Raw genomic sequence first — 23,807 nt, 5'->3', positions numbered from 1 at the left:
CACTCAGCGGCGCGATCTCACCACCTGATACCGCCGGGTAAAATACTCAAACGGCGCGCTCCAGACGTGGACCAGGCGGGTGAACGGGAAGATAAGGAAGATCGTCATCCCCAGCACCAGATGTACGCGGAAGATCGGTGCGACGCCGCTTAACATCTCCGACGAGCCGCCCTTAAACGTCACGATCCCCTGTGCCCAGCCGACCAGCTTCATCATCTCGCTTCCGTCCGGATACTGAGCGGAGAACGGAATGGTCGACAGCCCAAGAATGCACTGGATCAGCAGGATACTCATGATGATGATATCCGGCGTAGTGGACGTTGCACGCACGCGCTGGTTGAACAGGCGGCGGATCAGCAGCATTGACCCACCGATGAGTGTCAGCACGCCGCAAATCCCGCCCGCAATCATAGCCAACTGCTGTTTAACCGCGACGGGCAAAAACCAGGCATACATCCAGTGCGGGGTTAACATGCCGAACAGGTGGCCGAAGAAAATCCCCAGGATCCCGATGTGAAACAGGTTAGAAGCCCAGTTCATACCGCGTTTGCTGAGCATCTGGCTCGACGAGGCGCGCCAGGTGTACTGCCCGTAGTCGTAACGCAGCCAGCTGCCGAGGAAAAAAACGGTGGCGCAGATGTAGGGGTAAATGTCATAGAAAAACACGTTCAGGTAATGTGTCATTTTGGGCCTCCGGCACTGACGTCCACGTACTGCGGCGCGACGTCCTGGCTAAAGCGTCGTTGATAGTGCTGCATCGGCGAGCTGTCGCACGATGTGGCGTTGTCTTCGATAAACTTCACCTGTTCCTCTTCCCACACGGCATCCAACGCCTGACGGGTGTCGTCGCGTTTCTCGCCTGACACCTGTTGAGTGACACTGTCACTTGAAAGGCGGCTTCCGGCCAGGGCGAGCAGGGCGTCAAACAGCTGATAATGCGCCACGCCGCGCTGTTTCAGACGACCGCCAACCAGGGCGAGGATTGGCGCGACGTTCTGCAATCCCTCACGCGCTTCGTCGTCGGTTACGATGCTGAGATATTCCAGATAGAGCGGCAGGTAATCCGGTAGTTCACGGCAGTCCAGCACCAGGCCCGCTTTTTCATACTGACTCATCAGGTCAACCATCGCCTGGCCGCGATCGCGGGATTCGGCGTGAACGTGCTCGAACAGCAGCAGCGAGGTCGCGCGCCCGCGTTCGAACACTTCACACCACTCGGCCTGTTTATCCAGCAGCGGGGCGCTCAGGTGCTGTCGGGCAAACGGCAGCAGCATGGGCGCGTCCTGCGCAATCAACGAGAGCGCTTCATCAAGGTTCTCCCACAGCGTGTCATCGGGATACTCAATCAGCAGCGCGACGATCTTGAGGATCTGCATTATTCTCCCTCCCCATGTTCGCGCACCTCGGTAATGTTGATGGCATCGATGCGGCTGCTGTTGAAGAGGTTGAATTTGGTGTCGGAGCCGTGGCAACCGTCACCAAAGGTGAAGCCGCAGCCGTTTTTCTCCGGGAACGCGTCGCGCGCCATTTCACGGTGGCTGGTGGGGATCACGAAGCGATCTTCGTAATTCGCAATAGCCAGATAGCGGTACATCTCCTCAACCTGCGCTTCGGTCAGGCCGACTTCTTCGATGGCGCGAGTATCGGTCACGCCTTCCACGGTCTGGGAGCGTTTGTAGTGGCGCATCGCCATCATACGTTTCAGAGCACGCAGCACCGGGCCTGGGTCACCTGCGCTAAGCATATTTGCCAGATACTGCACCGGGATGCGCAGGCTTTCGACAGCAGGCAGTACGCCATCACTCTGCGGCAGGCCGCCGGCATCCGCGTAGGACTGAATCGGTGACAGCGGTGGCACGTACCAGACCATCGGCAGGGTGCGGTATTCCGGGTGCAGCGGCAGAGCCAGCTTCCAGTCCATCGCCATTTTATAAACAGGCGATTTTTGCGCTGCCTCAATGACGTTCGCCGGAATGCCCTGTTTCAGCGCTTCTTCGATGACCGCCGGATCGTGCGGGTTCAAGAACACGTCGCACTGACGTTCGTACAGATCGGTTTCGTGCTCGGTGCTGGCCGCTTCTTCAATGCGGTCCGCGTCGTACAGCAGCACGCCGAGATAGCGAATACGCCCGACGCAGGTTTCTGAGCAAACGGTCGGCTGGCCGGACTCAATGCGCGGGTAGCAGAAGATGCATTTCTCGGATTTACCGCTCTTCCAGTTGAAGTAGATTTTCTTGTACGGACAACCGCTGATACACAGACGCCAGCCGCGGCATTTGTCCTGATCGATCAGCACAATGCCGTCCTCTTCGCGCTTGTAGATGGCGCCGCTCGGGCAGGTGGCGACGCAGCTCGGGTTCAGACAGTGCTCGCACAGGCGCGGCAGGTACATCATGAAGGTATTTTCAAACTGGCCGTACATCTCCTTCTGGATCTTCTGAAAGTTGCGGTCGCGGGCGCGCTTTTCGAACTCACCGCCCAGCAGCTCCTCCCAGTTAGGCCCCCAGACGATTTTATCCATCCGCTTGCCGTCAATCAGCGAGCGAGGGCGAGCGGTAGGGAGATGATCCCCCTCCGGGGCGCGATGCAGGTCCTGATAATCAAAGGTGAAGGGTTCATAGTAATCGTCAATTTGCGGCAGAACAGGGTTAGCGAAAATTTTCGACAGAACGCCCATTTTGCCGCCGAGACGCGGGGTCAGTTTGCCGTGGATCCCGCGGATCCAGCCGCCTTGCCACTCATCCTGGTCTTCCCAGTTTTTTGGATAGCCAATGCCCGGCTTGGTTTCGACGTTGTTGAACCACGCATATTCCATGCCTTCACGCCCGGTCCAGACGTTCTTACAGGTGACCGAGCAGGTGTGGCAGCCGATGCATTTATCGAGATTCAGAACCATGCCAACCTGTGAGCGTATTTTCATTTTTTCGTCTCCTGTACCTGATCCCGACCTTCGCCATCCAGCCAGTTAATGTTTTTCATTTTGCGGATCATGATGAATTCGTCGCGGTTCGAGCCGACGGTGCCGTAATAGTTAAAGCTGTACGCCAGCTGCGCATAGCCGCCGATCATGTGCGTCGGTTTCGGGCAGACGCGGGTGACGGAGTTGTGGATCCCCCCGCGCCGGCCGGTCACTTCAGAGCCCGGAATGTTCAGAATGCGCTCCTGAGCGTGGTACATCATGGTCATGCCCGGCGGCACGCGCTGGCTGACTACCGCGCGGGCGGTGAGGGCGCCGTTAGCGTTAAAGGCTTCGATCCAGTCGTTGTCCTCAATTCCCAGCTCACGCGCGTCGGTTTCGCTTATCCAGACAATCGGCCCGCCGCGCGACAGGGTCTGCATCAGGAGGTTTTCGCTGTAGGTGGAATGAATGCCCCATTTCTGATGCGGCGTCAGGAAGTTAAGCGCTTTTTCCGGGAAGCCGTTCGGCGGGATCTCGCGCATATGGCTCACGCTACGGGTATCAATCGGCGGACGGTAGGCCACCAGACTCTCCCCGAAAGCACGCATCCACGGGTGATCCTGGTACAGCTGCTGACGACCGGAAAGGGTGCGCCAGGGGATTAGCTCATGAACGTTGGTATAACCCGCGTTATAGGAGACATGCTCGCTCTCAAGACCGGACCAGGTTGGGCTGGAGATGATTTTGCGCGGCTGCGCCTGGATGTCGCGGAAGCGAATTTTCTCGTCTTCTTTGTTCAGCGCCAGATGCGTGTGGTCACGTCCGGTCAACTCCCCAAGCGCTTGCCAGGCCTTAACCGCCACCTGACCGTTGGTTTCCGGCGCGAGGGCGAGGATCACCTCTGAAGCGTCAATGGCGGTTTCAATCCGCGGACGACCTTTTGCCGGGCCGTCGGGCTTGACGTAATTGAGCTTGCCGAGGAAATCGACCTCGTTCTGAGTATTCCACGATATGCCTTTTCCGCCGTTACCGAGCTTGTCCATCAGAGGGCCAAGAGACGTAAAGCGCTCGTAAGTTTCCGGGTAGTTTCGCTCAACGACCGCAATGTTTGGCGCGGTTTTGCCGGGGATCAAATCGCATTCACCTTTGCGCCAGTCCTGGATATCAAACGGCTGAGAGAGTTCCGCCGGAGAGTCGTGCTGCAACGGTTGCAGAACCACGTCGGTTTCGTTGCCCAGGTGACCGACGCACACCTCGGAGAAGACCCTGGCGATGCCTTTGTAGATCTCCCAGTCGCTGCGCGATTCCCACGCCGGATCGACGGCGGCGGAGAGCGGGTGAATAAACGGGTGCATGTCCGAGGTATTCATATCGTCTTTTTCGTACCAGGTGGCAGTCGGCAGGACGATATCGGAGAACAGACAGGTGCTGGACATGCGGAAGTCGAGCGTCACCAGCAGATCGAGCTTGCCCTCGATGGCAGCAGTTTGCCATTCGACCTCTTCAGGCTTCACGTCGTCTGTGGAACCCAAATCTTCACCCTGAATGCCGCTCTCGGTGCCGAGCAGGTATTTCAGCATGTACTCGTGACCTTTCCCGGACGAGCCAAGCAGGTTAGAGCGCCAGACAAACAGGTTACGCGGGTGGTTCTTGCCGTTATCGGGTTGCTCGCAGGCGAAGCGAACGTCACCCGATTTTAGCCCCTGAACGGTGTAGTCCTGCGGCGTCATGCCCGCCGCATCGGCACGTGCCTTAATGTGCAACGGGTTCAGGTTGAGCTGCGGCGCCGAGGGCAACCAGCCCATGCGCTCGGCGCGAACGTTGAAGTCGATCAGGTGCCCGGTGAATTGGGTGGCATCCGCCAGCGGGGAGAGGAGCTCCTGCGCAGTCAGCTTCTCATAGCGCCACTGGCTGGCGTGGTTGTAAAAGAATGACGTGCTGTTCATCTGACGTGGCGGGCGGTTCCAGTCCAGCGCAAAGGCCAGCGGCAGCCAGCCGGTTTGCGGACGCAGTTTCTCCTGGCCCACATAGTGCGACCAGCCGCCACCGCTCTGCCCGACGCAGCCGCAGAAGACCAGCATGTTGATCATCCCGCGGTAGTTCATGTCCATGTGGTACCAGTGATTCACCCCGGCACCGAGGATAATCATCGACCGCCCGTGCGTTTTGTGCGCCGTGTCGGCAAACTCGCGGGCGATTTTTTCAATCAGATACGCGGGTACGCCGGTGATCTGCTCTCCCCAGGCGGGAGTGTAGGCTTTGATCTGGTCATAGCTGTCTGCGGCGTTACTGTCCTGCAGACCACGATCGAGGCCGTAGTTCGCCAGCACCAGATCGTAAACGCTGACCACCCGTTTCTCGCGACCGTCGGCGAGCGTCAGGGTTTTGCTCGGTACGCGGCGCGTCAGCACCGGCTCCTGCTTCACGCTGCGAAAATGCGGGTTCTCATTACCGCCAAAGTAGGGGAAGGCGACATCTGCGACGCTATCGTGCGTAATCAGCAGGGAGAGGGTCAGCTCGCTTTCATGGCCTGCCGCCCGGGGCTCCAGGTTCCATTTGCCTTTTTCTCCCCAGCGGAAGCCGATGGAACCGTTTGGCACCACCAGGTTCCCGGCAATATCAAAGGCGACCGTTTTCCATTCAGGATTATTGGCTTCACCCAGCCCGTCGACAAGGTCTGAGGCCCGCAGCATCCGCCCCGGTACGACGCGACCATCGGCCTGTTCGTCCAGCAGGACCAGCATCGGCATGTCGGTGTAGCGGCGGCAGTAGTTGAGGAAGTAGTCGCTCGGGTTATCGAGGTGGAACTCTTTAAGGATCACATGGCCCATTGCCATGGCGAGGGCGCTGTCGGTGCCCTGTTTAGGCGCCAGCCACTGGTCGCTCAGCTTCGCGACTTCCGAGAAGTCCGGCGTAATGGCGACGGTTTTGGTGCCTTTGTAGCGCACCTCAGTGAAAAAGTGGGCGTCCGGGGTACGCGTCTGCGGCACGTTCGAGCCCCAGGCAATGATGTAGCTGGAGTTATACCAGTCTGCTGATTCCGGCACATCGGTCTGCTCACCCCAGGTCATTGGGGAGGCCGGAGGCAGATCGCAGTACCAGTCGTAAAAGCTCAGGCAGGTGCCGCCCAGCAGCGAGAGATAGCGGGTCCCGGCGGCGTAAGAGACCATCGACATCGCCGGGATAGGGGAAAAACCGGCGACGCGATCGGGGCCATAATTTTTGATGGTCCAGACGTTGGCGGCGGCAATCAGCTGGTTCAGTTCTTTCCAGTTTGAGCGGATAAAACCGCCTTTTCCGCGCGCTTTCCTGTAGCTCTGCGCTTTCTGCGGATCGTTCTGAATGGCATCCCAGGCCAGCACCGGATCGGTATGCTGCGCCAGCGCTTCTCGCCAGAGTTCAATTAACCTGCGGCGCACCAGCGGGTATTTGAGACGGTTGGCGCTGTAGAGATACCAGGAATAGCTTGCGCCACGCGGGCAGCCGCGCGGTTCGTGGTTGGGCAGGTCAGGGCGGGTGCGTGGATAGTCGGTTTGCTGGGTTTCCCAGGTCACCAGGCCATTTTTGACATAAATCTTCCAGCTACAGGAGCCGGTACAGTTCACGCCGTGGGTGGAGCGCACAATCTTGTCGAACTGCCAGCGCTGACGATAGCTGTCCTCCCAGTCGCGGTTGGTGTGATACACCTGCCCGTGCCCATCGGCGAAACTGTCGCCTTTGGTTTTGAAGTAACGAAAGCGGTCCAACAGTTTGCTCATGACATTTCTCCTGCTTCGATAGCATGGCCGGAGGGGGGGGCATCCCGCTCCGGCAAAGAGGTCGTTATTATTTTTATGACGATTTGCGGCCGTACACCAGCCAGGTGACAAGGACACAGACGATGTAAAACACGAGGAACACTTTCATGGCCCCGACCGGCGATCCGGTCATCGCCAGCGAGGTGCCAAACGCTTTGGGAATGAAGAAGCCGCCCACGGCGCCGATGGCAGAGATAAAGCCCAGCGCGGCCGCTGTTTCGGTCACCGCTTCATGCTGCGCCTGCTCGTCCGTGCCGCCCTGCTTTTTGACGCGGTCGAGGGTGATTTGGCGGAAAATAATCGCAATCATCTGGAAGGTGGAACCGCTGCCCAGCCCGGCAGTGAGGAACAGCCCCATAAACACCAGATAGAAGGCGAAGAAACTGCCTGAACCTGAGCCCGGAAGCGTCAGGAAAATCAGGGCGCTAAAAATCGCCATAAAGACGAAGTTGATCAGCGTCACCCGCACGCCGCCCAGTTTGTCGGAGATCATCCCGCCCGCCGAGCGGGCCAGCGCGCCGATCAGGGGGCCAAAGAAGGCGAGGTGCAGGATGTTCACGTCCGGAAACTGGGTTTTCGACAGCATGGCAAAGCCCGCCGAGAAACCGATAAACGAGCCGAAGGTCGCCAGATAGAGCAGGCTTAGCAGCCAGAGGTGAAAGCGTTTCAGGACCGGAAGCTGGCTGGCGATGGAGGCCTTTGAGCTGGCAATATCGTTCATGCCAAAAAACGCCGCAATGGTTGCCAGCAGCAGGAGGGGGGCCCAGATCCAGGCCGCGTTTGCCAGCCACATCGTCGAGCCATCCTCCTGTGGCACGCCGTGCACGCCGAGGAAGGTGAACATCGGGAGGAAAATGACCAGCGGCGCAACCAGCTGCATCACGCTGACGCCCAGGTTGCCCAGCCCGCCGTTGATGCCCAGCGCGCTGCCCTGTCTGGATTTCGGGAAGAAAAAGCTGATGTTGCCCATGCTAGATGCGAAGTTAGCGCCAGCAAAACCGCAGAGCAGGGCGATGATGATAAAGATCCAGTACGGCGTCGCGGGGTTTTGAATGGCAATTCCCAGCCACACGCAGGGGATAATCAGGATGACGGTACTCAATACCGTCCAGTAACGCCCACCGAATATCGGTACCATAAACGAGTAGGGGACGCGCAATATCGCACCGGAGAGAGAAGGTAATGCTGTTAGCATAAAAAGCTGATCGGTGGTGAAATTAAATCCGACTTTATTCAGGTTGACGGCGATGGCGCTAAATAACATCCAGACGCAAAACGCTAATAGCAGGCAAGCCACAGAAATCCATAGATTTCTTCGTGCGATATGTTTTCCTTTATTCTCCCAGAATTGCGCGTTTTCAGGTTTCCAGTTACTCAACAGATGCGGATTATTCTTTTCACTTTGTTGCGACATAGCGCCCTCTTGCTTACCTTAATGGAAAGAAAAAAAGAAGTAAAAACAAAAAGATGAGTGAGAATTTACTGTTGGATTTATTGGATGTTTTGGGATACATCTGAAAGGATAGATAAAAAAGCGCGCCACTGAGGTGAGAATGGAAATTGCGGAGCGCTTAATATGTTACCAATTGTAAGTGTTGCGGGAATTAATACTCCGGAAGGAGTATTAAAACAATTCCAGCGTGATAAGTTTGTCGAGATGTTTATTTAGCGCCGCATCGTCCATTTCCGGCATATTTAATACGGTGATCCCATCCAGGCCGCAAACCAGCCCTATCAAACGCCAGGCAATATTTTCCGCCCGATCGGTGAGTGTGAATGCCCTTGCTTCCGCCCCGGCACGGATAATAACCACCGTCTCGTGATGCCACATCTCCATGGTCAGGACATAAGCCGCTTTGATCTCGGGATCCCGGCTGGCGAGAATTTGCGCTTCCCGCCACAGTCGGATATAAGGCTCAAACTTACCGTCGTCGCTGCCGAGCATGCTGTGCAACCGTTCCCGCCAGGTGGCACGTTCATCCGCTACGTCGGCATCTAATAGTTCGCGGATCAGGCGAACGAATGCCAGCGATTTCAACTCACCGCCGGAGGCAAAGTGGTGATGAACCTGCCCGGTAGCGACGCCCGCTTCAGTCGCAATGCGCCGCACCGTCATCGCCGCCAGCCCCTCGGCGAGCGCCACGCGCATGGCGGCCTGTAAGATTGCTTCCCGCCGTTCATCCTTGCTCAGATATCGCATGTTTACTCACTCTCAATGGGAATGAAACGAGTGTAACAAAAAGCTGGACACTCGTTCAACTTTACGTAGGATCGCATCCTGGACATGTGTCCATGTTTAAAATGAAAAGGAAATTTATGTTTCGTCAGTGGTTAGCGTTAGTGATTATCGTGCTGGTTTATATCCCGGTCGCGATCGACGCGACGGTGCTGCACGTGGCGGCGCCGACATTGAGCATGACGCTGGGCGCCAGCGGTAACGAATTACTGTGGATTATCGACATCTACTCGCTGGTGATGGCGGGTATGGTGCTGCCGATGGGCGCACTCGGTGACCGCATGGGGTTTAAACGATTGTTAATGATCGGCAGCATGCTGTTTGGGGTGTCGTCCCTGGCGGCAGCCTTTGCGCCGTCAGCCGGGTGGCTGATTGCGGCGCGCGCCTCGCTGGCAATCGGTGCGGCAATGATCATTCCGGCCACGCTGGCCGGGATCCGCACGCTGTTTACCGACGCGCGGGATCGTAATATCGCGCTTGGCGTCTGGGCGGCCGTGGGTTCAGGTGGGGCGGCATTTGGTCCGCTGATTGGCGGTATCCTGCTTGAGCATTTCTACTGGGGAGCGGTGTTTTTGATCAACGTCCCGATCGTGCTGGTGGTGGTGTCGCTGGCCGCGCGTTTTGTACCCCGTCAACAGGGGCGTCCTGAGCAGCCGCTGAATATCAGCCATGCCATCATGCTAATTGTTGCGATCCTGCTGCTGGTCTACAGCGCCAAAACCGCGTTGAAAGGCGTGCTGTCGCCGTGGCTGGTAGCCTGTACGTTACTTACCGGGGCTGTGATGCTGTTGATTTTCGTGCGTATTCAACTGCGCGCCCGCGTGCCAATGATCGACATGCGCCTGTTTTGTCACCGCATCATTCTCAGCGGTGTGGTGATGGCAATGACGGCGATGATCGCGCTGGTGGGCTTTGAGCTGCTGATGGCGCAGGAATTGCAATTCGTTCACGGCTTTACGCCATTCGAAGCCGGCATGTTTATGCTTCCGGTCATGGTGGCGAGCGGGTTTAGCGGGCCGATCGCCGGAGTGCTGGTGGGGCGTCTGGGGCTACGCATTGTCGCTGCGGGTGGCATGGGGCTCAGCGCGGTCAGTTTCATTGGCCTCTCGATGCTCGATTTCAGCACGCAGCAGTGGCAGGCGTGGAGCCTGATGGTGCTGTTGGGCTTCAGCGCCGCCAGCGCGCTGCTGGCCTCGACCTCTGCAATCATGGCCGCCGCGCCGAAAGAAAAGGCCGCCGCTGCCGGGGCGATTGAAACCATGTCTTATGAACTGGGGGCCGGGCTTGGGATCGCTATCTTTGGTCTGCTGCTGACCCGCAGTTTCTCTGCGTCGATTGATTTGCCGCAGGGGCTGAATGCGTCTCTCGTCGACAAAGCCTCGTCATCCATCGGCGAGGCGATGAAGGTGGTGCAGGATCTCACGCCAGCACTGGCGGTTTCGGTGACGGAGGCGGCGAAAAGTGCGTTTATTACCTCCCACAGCGTGGCGCTGGGGAGTGCGGGGGGCATGCTGTTGCTGCTGGCGGCAGGAATGTGGTTTAGCCTGGCGAAGGTGCCAAAGCAGTAAACAAGCCTGGTGCGCAGGCTGGCCGGGCAGCAGTTTACGGCGTTAGCAGGCAGTGTTCATCTCGTGCTTCAATTTCCGAACCGCTGTAGCGTGCGTATTGCCCGGTCAGGCCAAAAAACGCGGGTTGGGTTTCAGTATAGATTTCTGCTGCAAGTACCAGCCGGCGTCGTTCATCTTCGCTCATCTCAAGCAGCGTCCAGGGAATAAAATAGCGCGCCGTTGCGGTCAGTTTGAACCACAGCGGGCAGCCGCAGCCTGGACAAAACCAGCGTTCTCCGCGTGCGGATGAGGCGAAATGAGACGGAGCAATGGAATCTTGCTCCACAAGCGGCTCGCCCTGCGTCTCAAGATACATGGCAATGCCGCCTGACCACTTCTGGCATTGCGTACAGTGACAGGCATATACATCAAAATGGTTGAGGCTCACGCTGAACTGACTCATTCCGCATAAGCAGCGTCCTTTGAACAGGTGCATGGCGTTCTCCTTTTTGACGCCAGAAATCCGTATAAAAAAAGCCAGCCACATGGGCTGGCTTTTTAGCGTGACAAATCTTAGAACTGGTAGGTCAGGCCGACAGCAACGATGTTGTCGGTAGCAACGCCAGTTGCTTTGGTGAAGCTGTTGTCGTCAACCAGGTTGATTTTGTAATCAACATAGGTAGACATGTTTTTGTTGAAGTAGTAGCTCGCGCCAACGTCAACGTATTCAACCAGATCCTGGTCGCCGTATGAACCCAGATCTTTACCTTTGGATTTCAGGTAAGCGATGGATGGACGCAGACCGAAGTCGAACTGATACTGAGCAACAACTTCGAAGTTCTGAGCTCTGTTCGCGATATAACCGTCACCGAAGTTGGTCATGTTGCGGGTTTCAGAGTAGGTGGTTGCCAGGTAGATGTTGTTCGCATCGTATTTCAGACCAGCAGCCCAAACTTCAGCGTTTTCACCGCCAGCGTTAACGGTATTGGCTACGCGACCTGCAGCAACCTGACGGTCAGTACGGTCAGATTTCGCGTAGGTGGCACCAACAGCGAAGCCGTCCATTTCATAGGTAGAAGACAGACCCCAGCCGTCACCGTTCGCTTCGGTGATGTTACGGTCATCGTTTTTACCCTGGTACTGAGCAGCGAAGTTCAGACCGTCAACCAGACCGAAGAAGTCGGTGTTACGGTAGGTTGCAACGCCAGTCGTACGGCCAGTCATAAAGCCATCAGTCTGCGTCCAGGTATCACCACCGAACTCTGGCAGAACGTCAGTCCATGCGCCGATGTCGTAAGCAACACCGTAGTTACGACCGTAGTCGAAAGAACCGAATTCGTTGAATTTCAGACCTGCGAAGGCCAGACGCGTTTTGCTGCCGTCAGTGCCCTGGGATTCAGAACGGTTGCCTTTGAACTCATATTCCCACTGGCCGTAACCGGTCAGCTGATCGTTGATCTGAGTTTCACCTTTGAAGCCCAGACGAACGTAAGTTTTGTCGCCGTCGTTGCCAGCGTCATCAGAGAAATAGTGCAGACCTGTTACTTTACCGTACAGATCCAGCTTGTTACCGTCTTTGTTATAAACTTCAGCCGCGTTTACAACGCCTGCTGCCAACATGGAAGTCACTGCCACTGCAACTAATTTAAGTTTCATCTTAAATATTCCTTATAATTTTCTTAGGTATTTCCTGAGCCACTTTGAACGAGTTTTAAACGAGGCCGCTCGTCAATGGCACGTTATTTTTAAAAATCTTGTAGTACTCTTTCAATAATAAGTTTCAAAATATTAATAATAATTTCATTTAGTGTGATCGAGATCGGATAAATGGCCTAAAAATAGCCTGAAATGATGAGTATTTAATCAATTTTGGGTGGGGTTTATTTCCGTCAATATAGTTTCATTAGGTTGTTATAAAATATGTTAATTATCGGTAATGCCGTTCTTTTGGTTGGGGTGACAGAGTGTATTTACCCGAAAAGGGCGGCCTTGCGCCCTTAATTGCACGGAAATTCCGTTGCTTAGACAGAAACACACAGAAACATACTATTGCACTTTGTGCTATTAATATTGTGAGTATTTGACGGCAATTAATCACATAGCGGTGTCAGTTTGTGTCAATATTAAGAGACGCAAATTTACGAAAAGAAGGTAATATAAACAGAAGTTAAACGCGCGCCCAAATATTAAATTTATGTTAATTTTTTGCTGTCGGGATGAATATTACCCGACAGCTGACCCGGAATTATTTTTTGGTGGCGTACCAGCAAAGCAATGACCCGACGCAGACCATCAGCGCGCCTTGCCAGAACGAGAAAGAGAGGGGGGAACTCAGCAGCACGGCGGCAAGCGCGGCAGAGAGTACGGGAGTAAAATAGGATACGGCGGCCAGCACCGTGACGTTACCGTGCAGAATGCCAACATTCCAGGCGGCATAACCTAACCCTAGCGCCACACCACACATAACGAGTTTCACGACAACCGGAACAGTGAAGACCATTTCCGGCTGATCGCTCAGCGCATATTTCACCCACAGGCTCAGTGCCGTCAGCAAAACAAACAGGGTAATGCCGTTTTGCCCGTTAGCAAATTTACGGGTTACCGTGCAGTAGGCGGCCCAGATAAATGCCCCGGCAAAAGCCAACGTATAGCTGAGTGGATTCGATACGATATTGCGCATTATTTCATCAGGGTGTAATCCTTGATCACCCCCTAGTACCCAACATACACCGAGTAGTGCAAGGATTAAGCCGGGGATAACCCACAGCGTTGATTTTTGTCCGTTGAACAAAATAGCAAAGACGATCGTCAGGCTCGGCCAGAGATAATTGACCATTCCCACTTCAATGGCCTGCGCTCGCGTGGCGGCATAGCCTAACGACAGGGCAAGGCAAATTTCGTAACTGACAAACAGTACGCTGCCGGCAATAAGATACCTGGGTGAAAAGCGTTTAATATCAGGAAATCCCACCGTTACCAGACACAATAATCCGCTGAGGGTGTATATCATCGCCGCACCGCCGACGGGCCCCAGCCCCTCACTCACGCTACGAATCAAGCCCACCATTGTGCTCCACAACAGAATCGCTGCCAGCCCGATAAGCGTTGCTCTCTTTCTGTCCATTACGTCTTCATCGCTAAAAAAATCAAAGGAAAAAGATATAGCATTAATCCTGACGCTGTTGCGAATTATTCTCGCATGTGTTTAACCCTAAAGGATTATTTGAAGGCGCGAGCGGTGACCATTAAGAGGGCGAAGTCACGCGACCTTGATTTGACGCAAAAAAAAAAGGGGTTTTGCTGTTAGTTTGCGGCGCGAAGTCTTATTTGAACACGAGGACAACAATGGACGTCAGCCGCAGACAATTTTTTAAAATCTGCGCGGGCGGTATGGCCGGAACAACAGCCGCTATGCTGGGATTCGCTCCTAAAATGGCGCTGGCTCAGGCACGCAACTATAAACTGCTGCGCGCGAAAGAGATCCGTAACACCTGCACATACTGCTCCGTGGGTTGTGGGCTTTTGATGTACAGCCTGGGTGATGGCGCGAAGAACGCCAGAGAAGCGATTTATCATATTGAAGGGGACCCGGATCATCCGGTGAGCCGCGGGGCGTTATGCCCGAAAGGCGCGGGTCTGCTGGACTACGTTCACAGCGAAAACCGCCTGCGTTATCCGGAATACCGTGCGCCAGGTTCGGACAAATGGCAGCGTATTTCCTGGGATGAGGCCTTCTCCCGTATTGCAAAATTGATGAAAGCCGACCGCGACGCCAACTTTGTTGAAAAGAATGCAGAGGGGGTGACGGTCAACCGCTGGCTTTCCACCGGTATGTTATGTGCCTCTGCGGCCAGTAATGAAACCGGCATGCTGACGCAAAAATTTGTGCGCTCTCTCGGCATGCTGGCGGTTGATAACCAGGCGCGCGTCTGACACGGACCAACGGTAGCAAGTCTTGCTCCAACATTTGGTCGCGGTGCGATGACCAACCACTGGGTTGATATCAAAAACGCTAACGTCGTGGTGGTAATGGGCGGTAACGCCGCTGAAGCCCATCCAGTGGGATTCCGCTGGGCGATGGAAGCGAAAAACAACAACGATGCGACGCTGATCGTCGTCGATCCGCGCTTTACGCGCACGGCTTCGGTGGCCGATATCTATGCGCCGATCCGCTCCGGCACGGACATTACGTTCCTGTCCGGCGTACTGCTGTACCTGATCGAAAACAACAAAATTAACGCGGAATACGTTAAGCACTACACCAACGCAAACCTGCTGGTGCGGGATGACTTTGCCTTCGACGACGGGCTGTTCAGCGGCTATGACGCGGAAAAACGCCAGTATGACAAGTCCTCGTGGAACTATCAGTTCGACGAAAACGGCTATGCGATGCGCGATGAAACACTGACGCACCCGCGCTGCGTGTGGAACCTGCTGAAGCAGCATGTTTCCCGCTATACGCCGGACGTGGTGGAGAACATCTGCGGTACGCCGAAAGCGGACTTCCTGAAAGTGTGCGAAGTGCTGGCCTCCACCAGCGCGGCAGACAGAACAACGACCTTCCTGTATGCGCTGGGCTGGACGCAGCACACCGTGGGTGCGCAGAACATCCGCACCATGGCGATGATCCAGCTGCTGCTCGGCAACATGGGGATGGCAGGGGGCGGCGTAAATGCGCTGCGCGGTCACTCCAATATTCAGGGACTCACCGACCTCGGCCTGCTCTCCACCAGCCTGCCGGGTTACCTGACGCTGCCGTCGGAAAAGCAGGCAAATCTGCAAACGTATCTTGAGGCCAACACGCCAAAAGCGACGCTGCCGGATCAGGTGAACTACTGGAGCAACTATCCGAAGTTCTACGTCAGCCTGATGAAATCCTTCTACGGCGACGCGGCGCAGAAAGAGAACGACTGGGGCTTCGAGTGGCTGCCGAAGTGGGACCAGGCGTACGACGTCATTAAGTATTTCAATATGATGGATAAGGGGAATGTCACGGGGTATATCTGCCAGGGCTTTAACCCGGTAGCGTCCTTCCCGGACAAGAACAAAGTGGTTCGCAGCCTGAGCAAGCTGAAGTACATGGTCGTCATCGACCCGCTGGTGACCGAAACCTCGACCTTCTGGCAGAACCACGGTGAAGCGAACGATGTCGATCCGGCGTCGATTCAGACCGAGGTGTTCCGCCTGCCGTCCACCTGCTTTGCGGAAGAGGATGGCTCCATTGCCAACTCCGGTCGCTGGCTGCAGTGGCACTGGAAAGGCCAGGAGGCGCCGGGTGAAGCGCGGAATGACGGTGAGATCCTGGCCGGGATTTACCATCGTCTGCGCGAAATGTATCGCACCGAGGGCGGTAAAGGCGCTGAGCCGCTGCTGAAAATGCGCTGGAACTATAAGCAGCCGGATCGTCCAGAGTCAGAAGAAGTGGCGAAAGAGAACAACGGCGTTGCGCTGGCGGATATTTATGATGCCAACGGCAGCCTGGTGGCGAAAAAAGGCCAGCTGCTGAACAGCTTCGCGCTGTTGCGTGATGACGGTACCACGGCATCTTCCTGCTGGATCTACACCGGCAGCTGGACGGAGCAGGGTAACCAGATGGCGAACCGCGATAACGCCGACCCGTCCGGGCTGGGCAATACGCTGGGCTGGGCCTGGGCGTGGCCGCTGAACCGCCGCGTGCTGTATAACCGCGCCTCCGCCGACGTGAACGGCAAGCCGTGGGATCCAAAACGCATGCTGATCCAGTGGAACGGCTCGAAGTGGGCAGGGAATGATATCCCGGACTACAACACCGCCGCGCCGGGCAGCAACACCGGGCCGTTTATCATGCAGCCGGAAGGGCTGGGTCGCCTGTTTGCGCTCAACAAGCTGGCAGAAGGGCCATTCCCGGAACACTACGAGCCGATGGAAACGCCGCTCGGCACTAACCCGCTGCACCCGAACGTGGTCTCCAGCCCGGTGGTGCGGATCTATGAAGACGACGTATTGCGCTTAGGCAAAAAGGACAAATTCCCGTATGTGGGTACAACCTATCGCCTGACCGAGCATTTCCACACCTGGACCAAGCACGCGCGGCTTAACGCCATCGCCCAGCCGGAACAGTTTGTGGAGATAAGCGAAACGCTGGCGAAAGCGAAGGGGATTGCCAACGGTGACCGCGTGAAGGTGAGCAGCAAGCGTGGCTTTATCCGCGCGGTGGCGGTGGTGACCCGTCGTCTGCAGAGCCTGAACGTTCATGGTCAGCAGGTGGAGACGGTCGGTATTCCGCTGCACTGGGGCTTTGAAGGGGTGGCGCAGAAAGGCTACATCGCCAATACCCTGACGCCAAACGTTGGCGATTCCAACTCGCAAACGCCGGAGTACAAAGCGTTTCTGGTCAACATCGAGAAAGCGTAAGGAGCGATTAAATGGCGATGGAAACACAAGACATTATTAAACGCTCCGCGACCAACCCGATTACCCCCGCGCCTCGTGCGCGGGACTATAAGGCAGAAGTCGCTAAGCTTATCGATGTCTCTTCCTGCGTGGGCTGTAAAGCCTGCCAGGTGGCCTGTTCGGAGTGGAATGATATCCGCGACGAGGTGGGGCACTGCGTCGGGGTCTACGATAATCCGGCGGATCTGAGCGCCAAATCCTGGACGGTGATGCGCTTTAGCGAGACCGAGCAGAACGGCAAGCTGGAGTGGTTAATCCGTAAAGACGGCTGCATGCACTGTGAGGATCCGGGCTGTCTGAAGGCGTGCCCGTCCGCGGGGGCGATTATTCAGTATGCCAATGGGATCGTCGACTTCCAGCAGGACAACTGCATCGGCTGTGGGTACTGCATCGCGGGCTGTCCGTTTAATATTCCGCGCCTCAATAAAGAGGATAACCGGGTCTATAAATGCACTCTGTGCGTGGACCGCGTGAGCGTCGGGCAGGAGCCTGCCTGTGTGAAAACCTGTCCGACCGGGGCGATTCACTTCGGCACCAAGAAAGAGATGCTTGATGTGGCGCAGGCGCGGGTGGACAAACTCAAAGCGCGCGGCTACGACAAGGCGGGTGTTTATAACCCGCAGGGCGTGGGCGGTACGCACGTTATGTACGTGCTGCACCATAACGACCAGCCGGAGCTGTATCACAATCTGCCGAAAGATCCGGCGATCGACACCTCAATCAACCTGTGGAAAGGGGCGCTCAAACCGCTCTCTGCAGCGGGCTTTATCGCCACCTTTGCCGGGCTGATTTATCACTACATTGGTATCGGGCCAAATAAAGAGGTGGATGACGACGAGGAGGAGCATCATGAGTAAGTCGAAAATGATCGTGCGCACGAAGTTTGTCGACCGCGCCTGTCACTGGACGGTGGTCATTTGCTTCTTCCTGGTGGCGGTCTCCGGCATCTCGTTTTTCTTCCCTACGCTCCAGTGGCTGACGGAAACTTTCGGCACCCCGCAGATGGGACGCATTCTGCACCCGTTCTTCGGCGTGCTGATTTTCGTGGTGCTGATGTTTATGTTCGTGCGCTTCGTCCATCACAATATCCCGGATAAGCAGGACATTCCGTGGCTAAAAGGAATTGTCGAAGTGCTGAAGGGCAACGAGCATAAAGTGGCGAAAGTAGGCAAATATAATGCCGGACAAAAGATGATGTTCTGGACCATCATGAGCATGATTTTTGTGCTGCTGGTGACGGGCGTCATTATCTGGCGTCCGTATTTTGCCTCGTATTTCCCGATTCAGGTGGTGCGCTACGCGCTGCTGATCCACGCCACCTCAGCCATTATTCTGATCCATGCCATTTTGATCCATATGTATATGGCGTTCTGGGTGAAGGGGTCGATTAAAGGGATGATTGAAGGGAAGGTGAGTCGTCGCTGGGCGCAGAAACATCACCCGCGCTGGTATCGCGATGTGGAACGACTGGAAGCGAAACAGGAAAGTACGGAAGGGATGAAGTAAGACCTGCGCCGTCGGCTTTGCCCGGCGGCGCTGCGCTTGCGCGGGCCTACAAGAATGATATCAGAACCGCTCTTCCACATAACGGAACGGGTATTTCGTCGGTTTCACTTTGCCAATTTTACGTTTCGGTAATTCCACCTTTTCAACGTGAATTTCTTTATACGGGATCTGCGTCAGGAGATGCGAAATAATATTCAGCCGCACGCGTTTCTTATCTTCCGAACGGGCCACATACCACGGTGCCCAGGCGGTATCGGTTGCCGCAAACATGGCATCGCGCGCTACGGTATATTCATCCCACAGGTTAAACGATTTAATATCCATCGGTGAGAGCTTCCATATTTTACGACCGTCGTTAATACGGTCACGTAAACGGCGTTCCTGCTCTTTGGGTGTCACCTCAAGCCAGTACTTCAGCAGAATAATCCCGTCATCAACCATCGCTTTTTCCATCACCGGCGTACCGTCGAGAAACTTCTCCACCTGTTCCGGCGTGCAGAACCCCATGACCCGCTCGACGCCCGCGCGGTTGTACCAGCTTCGGTCGAATATCACGATCTCCCCGGCAGCGGGCAGATGGGGAACATAACGCTGAAAATAGAGCTGGGTTTTCTCTTTCTCGGTGGGGGCGGGAAGGGCAACAACGCGGAAAACGCGCGGGCTGACGCGCTCGGTGATCGCTTTTATGGTGCCGCCTTTACCGGCGCCATCGCGCCCTTCAAAAACGATACACACTTTTAATCCTTTGGCGACGACCCACTGCTGGAGCTTCACCAGTTCAACGTGGAGACGGCGAAGCTCTTTTTCGTACTCTTTGGTTTTCAGCGGTGCATTTTTTTCGACATCAACAGCGACACTGGTTTTCTTCTTGCTTCCCATGATTGTCATCCTCAGGTTGTCCGGCGCGGGAAAAAGCGAGGCCGCACTATGAAGTGTAATCCACCTGAATTAATGGATTAACGTGTCAGCCAGCTGATTTGAACTGGCTCACCATACAAGTTTGTTCAATAATGCCCGTCGCGAGTTTTTAACCTGTGGTCGTGGTATGAAAAAGACAATTTTTTCGTTGGCGCTTGGCACGTTTGGCCTGGGGATGGCTGAATTTGGCATTATGGGTGTGCTCACCGAACTGGCGCACGACACCGGCATTTCTATTCCCTCGGCCGGGAATATGATTTCGTTTTATGCTTTCGGCGTGGTGATTGGTGCCCCGATTGTGGCGCTCTTTTCGGGCAAGTTCTCGTTAAAAACCACGCTGTTGTTCCTGGTGGCAATGTGCGCTGTCGGCAATGCTCTGTTTACTTTCTCCACGTCCTATTTCTGGCTGGCGCTGGGGCGTTTAATTTCTGGTTTTCCGCACGGGGCCATTTTTGGCGTCGGGGCGATTATCCTCTCTAAAATAGCACCACCGGGAAAGGTAACGGTTGCCGTGGCCGGGATGATCGCCGGTATGACCGTGGCTAACCTGGTCGGTGTCCCGCTGGGTACCTGGCTGGGGCACGCATTTAGCTGGCGCTATACCTTTTTCCTGATTGCCGTGTTCGATGCGCTGGTGATCCTGTCGGTTATCCTTTGGGTGCCACACCTCCATGACAGATCAGAAATCAAATTGACCGAGCAGTTCCAGTTTCTGAAAAGACCAGAACCGTGGCTGATTTTTGCCGCCACTATGTTTGGTAACGCCGGTGTGTTTGCGTGGTTCAGCTTCGTTAAGCCCTTTATGGTTAACGTCTCTGGTTTTTCGGAAGGGGTGATGACCGCCATCATGATGCTGATGGGTCTTGGGATGGTGTTGGGCAATCTGTTAAGCGGTAAACTCTCTGGTCGCTTTAGCCCGCTGCGCATTGCCGCCACCACCGATATGGTGATTGTCGCCTCACTGCTGCTGCTTTTTGCCACTGGCGAACAGAAAACGGCCTCGCTGGTCATGGGCTTTATCTGCTGTGCCGGGCTGTTTGCGCTCTCTGCGCCGCTGCAAATCCTGCTTCTGCAAAATGCGAAGGGCGGTGAGATGCTGGGGGCGGCAGGGGGACAGATGGCATTTAATCTCGGCAGTGCGATTGGCGCGTACTTTGGCGGGATGATGATTACCCTTGGCTTTAGCTGGCGTTACGTCACGCTACCAGCGGCGATACTCTCGTTCTCGGCCATGAGCGCATTGCTGTTGTACGGATATCTGCGGACAAGACAGTCACACGTTAAGGCTCGTACGGCTGTATGAAAACCGCTCCCTTTCGGGAGCGGTGATAAATGATGAGCGCTTATGAGCGTAAATCAATCACCATACGGCCACGGATCTGACCCTGTTCCATCTCTTTGAAGATGGCGTTGATATCTTCGATTGGACGCATTGTCACCTTCGGTACCACTTTACCTTCCGCCGCAAACTGGAACGCTTCCTGCAGATCCTGACGGGTACCAACCAGTGAACCCACCACCTGAATGCCGTCCAGCACCAGGCGCGGAATATCCAGGCTCATCGCTTCCGGTGGCAGACCAACCGCGACCACGCGACCACCGGCGCGCACGGCATCCACCGCGGAGTTGAAGGCCGCTTTTGCGACGGCAGTGACGACAGCAGCATGTGCGCCGCCGGTTTTTTCCTGCACAATTTTAGCGGCATCTTCACTGCGGGAGTTGATGGTCAAATCCGCACCCATGCTGGCGGCAAGCTTCAGCTGTTCGTCATTAACATCCAGCGCGATGACTTTGGCGTTAAAGACGTTTTTAGCATACTGCAGCGCAAGGTTGCCCAGTCCACCCAGACCATAAATGGCAATCCACTGGCCCGGTTTAATACCTGAGATCTTCACCGCTTTGTAAGTGGTGACACCTGCGCAGGTGATGCTGCTGGCGGCAGCAGAATCCAGGCCATCCGGTACTTTTACCGCGTAGTCGGCGGTGACGATGCACTCTTCCGCCATGCCGCCATCAACGGAGTAACCGGCATTTTTTACATCGCGGCACAGGGTTTCGTTGCCGGTATTACAGTATTCACAGTGACCACAGCCCTCAAAGAACCAGGCTACGCTTGCGCGATCGCCGACCTTCAGCGACGTCACGCCAGGGCCGATTTCTTTGACGATGCCAATCCCTTCATGGCCCAGGATCACCCCGGTTTTATCGCCAAAGTCACCGTTCTTTACGTGAAGATCGGTATGGCATACGCCACAGCATTCCATCTTCAGCAGGGCTTCCCCGTGCTTGAGCGGGCGCAAGGTTTTTTCGGTAACGTTAACCTGATGATCCTGAGTAACAACAGCAGCCTTCATGTGTATCTCCTTGTTCATGATGAGTATCTGCATAGCAGGTGTAATACTCCTCAAGGATTAATGCTTAAGCGCTGTAATGCAAGGTGCCCGCAACATAATGTCATCATTTAAGGTGATTTCAGATTAAGAAAAGGATGTTCCTCTAATAATTAAGGGGGAAAATACTGGCCCGACGAGAGGCTCGCCGGGCGCAGCGTTACAGCTGTGCTTCTATCTCCTTAATTTCTTTACGCCATTGTGCCTGTAGCTGCGGTTTTTGATGCTTTGGCTTCCGCGCGAGATCGTCTTCCAGCAATGTTTCCAGCGCGACAAGCCGTTCAAGCAGATCGTCAGAGGGGGATACAGGCATGGTCGTGGCGTCGACGGGAGCTGGGGATGTTACCAGTCCCGCGCTTTCACGCAGCCGCTCGAATACCGCTTCTGCATCATGCCATTCGCTCAGCTTTCCCTCTTCAATTAACCAGAAACGGTTGCAGCTTTGGCTAATTAACTGACGGTCGTGGCTGACCAGCAGGACGCCGCCCTCAAACTGCTGCAGGGTTTGCGCCAGCGCCTCTTTGCCCTCCATGTCGAGATGGTTGGTCGGCTCATCGAGCATCAGCAGGCTATAGCGGGCAAGCGTCAGGCCGACAAACAGCAGTCGAGAGCGTTCGCCACCGCTGAGCGTACTGACGTTTTGTCCGTGACGCGCCCACGGAAATCCGGCGCTGATGAGCGCCATTTTTCTGTGTTGCGGGTCGGGCGCGAACGGCTCCAGCGCGTCAAACAGCGTGGCGTCATCCGGCAGCTGGTTCAGCGTCTGATCGTAATAGCCAGCTGACACGCGTGGATGAAGTTTCAGCCCCGTATCGCTCTGCTCATCGCTAAAACAGCGCCAGATAAGCTTCATCAGAGACGATTTTCCGCAGCCGTTACGACCCACAATCGCCACGCGATCGCCGCTTTTCAGACGCGCGATGTCGATGTTAAACAGCTCAGAAAGCCCCGGCGCAGGCGGCACGCCGAGGTTTTCTATTTCCAGCAGTCGGTCGGCGCGAAGCGCATCGCCGCGCAGGGTTAACGTCCACTGGCTGCCAGCCGTAAGCGCCGTCTGGCTCTCCTTCAGCCGTTCGACCTGTTTTTCCATCTGTTTGGCTTTCCGGGCCAGGTCTTCGTTATCGTAAACCTTGCCCCAGGTCGCCAGCCGCTTCGCGCTGGCGGTCACGCGGTCGATCTCCTTTTGCTCCGCCTTGTGGCGCTGCGCGTCGCTTTCATCTTTTGCTTCAAGCGCCTTGCGTGCGGCCGTGCAGGGAAGGGCAAAGTAGTGCAGCGTTTTATCGCGCAGGATCCAGCTGCCGTTTGTGACGGCATCCAGCAACTGTCGGTCGTGCGAGACCAGCACGAAACTGCCTGACCAGTTCTGTAAAAAATGTTCCAGCCAGAGCATGGTCGGCAAATCGAGGTGGTTACTGGGTTCATCCAGCAGGAGCAGATCCGGCTCGTGAATCAACGCCCGCGCCAGCAGCAGCCGGGTGTGTTGCCCGCCGCTCAGCGTGGCGGAGCGCAGCGTCATATCCTGCGGGGTAAAGCCCATGCCGGCCAGCAGCGTTTCGGCTTTCCAGCGCAGGCTATCGCGCTCAGCTAAAGGCAGCTGTGCGAGTACGGCATCCAGCATGGTCAGCGGGAAAATAGCGTCCGGAAGATGTTGCTCAACGCGCGCCATTAGGCAGTGCCCGGCCAGCGCTACCGTACCGGCGGCGGGGGAGTCTGTGCCGTCCAGCACCTTTAAAAGCGTACTTTTTCCGCAGCCGTTATCGCCCAGCAGGCCAATGCGGTCGCCTTTTTTCAGCGTAAAAGAAAGGGAGTCGAAGAGCGTGCCAAACGCCGTATCAACACGTAAAGATTGTGCAGTGAGTAAAGTGCTCATTGTTGCTTACCCAAGAGTTACAGGCATGTTTATGCCTCGTCAAACATCGCTGACGATAACTCAGTAAGCCCGAGAGAAGGGATTTCAGGGGTTGGTGTCTTCGCTCAAGCAGAAGTTATCGCAGCACGATACCGATAACGCTTGAGCGGGTGCGATCACCAAATGTATGTGAAACATTGAAAATTTCACAGTACAGCATAATTGGCCTCCTT

General features: G+C 55.7%; 17 protein-coding genes. 5 read left to right on the top strand and 12 right to left on the bottom strand.

Annotated elements, in window-relative coordinates; genetic code table 11:
• Window positions 1–3 precede the first annotated feature (3 nt).
• The 6 genes from narI to ACOTYN_RS13980 form a co-directional block, all read right to left on the bottom strand.
• Window positions 4–684, bottom strand: a complete 681-nt coding sequence (narI, locus tag ACOTYN_RS14005) for a respiratory nitrate reductase subunit gamma (RefSeq protein ID WP_014883923.1) — start codon at window positions 682–684, stop codon at window positions 4–6.
• Entirely contained in the window at window positions 681–1,376 is a 696-nt protein-coding gene (narW, locus tag ACOTYN_RS14000) for a nitrate reductase molybdenum cofactor assembly chaperone (RefSeq protein WP_071922204.1), read from the bottom strand. The genes narI and narW overlap by 4 nt, the downstream gene beginning before the upstream one ends.
• Window positions 1,376–2,920: a nitrate reductase subunit beta gene (gene narH, locus ACOTYN_RS13995; protein WP_032636429.1), complete on the bottom strand. Its 1,545-nt coding sequence runs from the start codon at window positions 2,918–2,920 to the stop codon at window positions 1,376–1,378. Before narH ends, narW begins: the two co-directional genes overlap by 1 nt.
• Window positions 2,917–6,657 carry a nitrate reductase subunit alpha gene (locus tag ACOTYN_RS13990; RefSeq protein WP_014883920.1) on the bottom strand — a complete coding sequence of 1,247 codons (3,741 nt, stop codon included), beginning with the start codon at window positions 6,655–6,657 and terminating at the stop codon, window positions 2,917–2,919. The genes narH and ACOTYN_RS13990 overlap by 4 nt, the downstream gene beginning before the upstream one ends.
• A 73-nt stretch (window positions 6,658–6,730) precedes the next feature.
• Window positions 6,731–8,110, bottom strand: a complete 1,380-nt coding sequence (locus ACOTYN_RS13985; protein WP_071922207.1) for a NarK family nitrate/nitrite MFS transporter — start codon at window positions 8,108–8,110, stop codon at window positions 6,731–6,733.
• Window positions 8,111–8,320: 210 nt separating this feature from the next.
• Entirely contained in the window at window positions 8,321–8,896 is a 576-nt protein-coding gene (locus tag ACOTYN_RS13980; protein ID WP_014883918.1) for a TetR family transcriptional regulator, read from the bottom strand.
• 116 nt (window positions 8,897–9,012) lie between these two features.
• Between ACOTYN_RS13980 and ACOTYN_RS13975 the strand changes: the two genes are divergently transcribed.
• Window positions 9,013–10,500 carry an MFS transporter gene (locus ACOTYN_RS13975; RefSeq protein ID WP_071922208.1) on the top strand — a complete coding sequence of 496 codons (1,488 nt, stop codon included), beginning with the start codon at window positions 9,013–9,015 and terminating at the stop codon, window positions 10,498–10,500.
• A 34-nt stretch (window positions 10,501–10,534) separates the two neighbouring features.
• Here ACOTYN_RS13975 and ACOTYN_RS13970 read toward each other — a convergent pair whose 3' ends face one another.
• The 3 genes from ACOTYN_RS13970 to yddG all read right to left on the bottom strand — a co-directional run bounded on the left by ACOTYN_RS13970 (window position 10,535) and on the right by yddG (window position 13,603).
• Complete coding sequence (locus ACOTYN_RS13970) at window positions 10,535–10,975, bottom strand: GFA family protein (protein ID WP_014883916.1); 441 nt, start codon at window positions 10,973–10,975, stop codon at window positions 10,535–10,537.
• Between the two features lie 77 nt (window positions 10,976–11,052).
• A complete protein-coding gene (gene ompC, locus ACOTYN_RS13965) occupies window positions 11,053–12,135 on the bottom strand; it encodes a porin OmpC (protein ID WP_014883915.1) in 1,083 nt (360 codons plus the stop codon).
• Between the two features lie 589 nt (window positions 12,136–12,724).
• Entirely contained in the window at window positions 12,725–13,603 is an 879-nt protein-coding gene (gene yddG, locus ACOTYN_RS13960) for an aromatic amino acid DMT transporter YddG (protein WP_071922209.1), read from the bottom strand.
• Between the two features lie 221 nt (window positions 13,604–13,824).
• On the opposite strand from yddG, the gene fdnG reads away from it, so the two are divergent.
• From fdnG to fdnI, 3 genes are read left to right on the top strand one after another with little or no spacing between them, the layout of a single operon-like run.
• Complete coding sequence (gene fdnG, locus ACOTYN_RS13955) at window positions 13,825–16,872, top strand: formate dehydrogenase-N subunit alpha (protein ID WP_100246819.1); 3,048 nt, start codon at window positions 13,825–13,827, stop codon at window positions 16,870–16,872.
• An 11-nt stretch (window positions 16,873–16,883) separates the two neighbouring features.
• Window positions 16,884–17,768, top strand: a complete 885-nt coding sequence (fdxH, locus tag ACOTYN_RS13950; RefSeq protein ID WP_023338350.1) for a formate dehydrogenase subunit beta — start codon at window positions 16,884–16,886, stop codon at window positions 17,766–17,768.
• Window positions 17,761–18,417: a formate dehydrogenase-N subunit gamma gene (fdnI, locus tag ACOTYN_RS13945; protein WP_014883910.1), complete on the top strand. Its 657-nt coding sequence runs from the start codon at window positions 17,761–17,763 to the stop codon at window positions 18,415–18,417. The genes fdxH and fdnI overlap by 8 nt, the downstream gene beginning before the upstream one ends.
• A 60-nt stretch (window positions 18,418–18,477) precedes the next feature.
• On the opposite strand, the gene ppk2 is transcribed toward fdnI, so the two are convergent.
• On the bottom strand, window positions 18,478–19,296 hold the full coding sequence (gene ppk2, locus ACOTYN_RS13940) for a polyphosphate kinase 2 (protein WP_332957934.1): 819 nt from the start codon (window positions 19,294–19,296) through the stop codon (window positions 18,478–18,480).
• Window positions 19,297–19,462: 166 nt separating this feature from the next.
• Between ppk2 and araJ the strand changes: the two genes are divergently transcribed.
• On the top strand, window positions 19,463–20,638 hold the full coding sequence (gene araJ, locus ACOTYN_RS13935; protein ID WP_045133992.1) for an MFS transporter AraJ: 1,176 nt from the start codon (window positions 19,463–19,465) through the stop codon (window positions 20,636–20,638).
• Between the two features lie 40 nt (window positions 20,639–20,678).
• Here the strand turns inward: araJ and adhP are convergent, their stop codons facing one another.
• Window positions 20,679–21,689 (bottom strand): alcohol dehydrogenase AdhP, encoded by a 1,011-nt coding sequence (adhP, locus tag ACOTYN_RS13930; protein WP_023330465.1) that lies wholly within the window; start codon window positions 21,687–21,689, stop codon window positions 20,679–20,681.
• Between the two features lie 196 nt (window positions 21,690–21,885).
• Entirely contained in the window at window positions 21,886–23,595 is a 1,710-nt protein-coding gene (locus ACOTYN_RS13925; RefSeq protein ID WP_047624934.1) for an ABC-F family ATP-binding cassette domain-containing protein, read from the bottom strand.
• Window positions 23,596–23,807 lie beyond the last annotated feature (212 nt).

Source organism: Enterobacter cloacae complex sp. IR5458, assembly GCF_049238025.1.
In the GTDB taxonomy this organism is placed as follows: domain Bacteria; phylum Pseudomonadota; class Gammaproteobacteria; order Enterobacterales; family Enterobacteriaceae; genus Enterobacter; species Enterobacter kobei.
Note: the sequence above shows the minus strand (reverse complement) of the source record. Positions and strands in the feature narration are given on the sequence as shown.

What these genes read in the sequence shown, in the direction of transcription:
- narI (WP_014883923.1), bottom strand. Translation starts at nt 684, where the DNA reads ATGACACATTACCTGAACGTGTTTTTCTATGACATTTACCCCTACATC.
- narW (WP_071922204.1), bottom strand. Translation starts at nt 1,376, where the DNA reads ATGCAGATCCTCAAGATCGTCGCGCTGCTGATTGAGTATCCCGATGAC.
- narH (WP_032636429.1), bottom strand. Translation starts at nt 2,920, where the DNA reads ATGAAAATACGCTCACAGGTTGGCATGGTTCTGAATCTCGATAAATGC.
- ACOTYN_RS13990 (WP_014883920.1), bottom strand. Translation starts at nt 6,657, where the DNA reads ATGAGCAAACTGTTGGACCGCTTTCGTTACTTCAAAACCAAAGGCGAC.
- ACOTYN_RS13985 (WP_071922207.1), bottom strand. Translation starts at nt 8,110, where the DNA reads ATGTCGCAACAAAGTGAAAAGAATAATCCGCATCTGTTGAGTAACTGG.
- ACOTYN_RS13980 (WP_014883918.1), bottom strand. Translation starts at nt 8,896, where the DNA reads ATGCGATATCTGAGCAAGGATGAACGGCGGGAAGCAATCTTACAGGCC.
- ACOTYN_RS13975 (WP_071922208.1), top strand. Translation starts at nt 9,013, where the DNA reads ATGTTTCGTCAGTGGTTAGCGTTAGTGATTATCGTGCTGGTTTATATC.
- ACOTYN_RS13970 (WP_014883916.1), bottom strand. Translation starts at nt 10,975, where the DNA reads ATGCACCTGTTCAAAGGACGCTGCTTATGCGGAATGAGTCAGTTCAGC.
- ompC (WP_014883915.1), bottom strand. Translation starts at nt 12,135, where the DNA reads ATGAAACTTAAATTAGTTGCAGTGGCAGTGACTTCCATGTTGGCAGCA.
- yddG (WP_071922209.1), bottom strand. Translation starts at nt 13,603, where the DNA reads ATGGACAGAAAGAGAGCAACGCTTATCGGGCTGGCAGCGATTCTGTTG.
- fdxH (WP_023338350.1), top strand. Translation starts at nt 16,884, where the DNA reads ATGGCGATGGAAACACAAGACATTATTAAACGCTCCGCGACCAACCCG.
- fdnI (WP_014883910.1), top strand. Translation starts at nt 17,761, where the DNA reads ATGAGTAAGTCGAAAATGATCGTGCGCACGAAGTTTGTCGACCGCGCC.
- ppk2 (WP_332957934.1), bottom strand. Translation starts at nt 19,296, where the DNA reads ATGGGAAGCAAGAAGAAAACCAGTGTCGCTGTTGATGTCGAAAAAAAT.
- araJ (WP_045133992.1), top strand. Translation starts at nt 19,463, where the DNA reads ATGAAAAAGACAATTTTTTCGTTGGCGCTTGGCACGTTTGGCCTGGGG.
- adhP (WP_023330465.1), bottom strand. Translation starts at nt 21,689, where the DNA reads ATGAAGGCTGCTGTTGTTACTCAGGATCATCAGGTTAACGTTACCGAA.
- ACOTYN_RS13925 (WP_047624934.1), bottom strand. Translation starts at nt 23,595, where the DNA reads ATGAGCACTTTACTCACTGCACAATCTTTACGTGTTGATACGGCGTTT.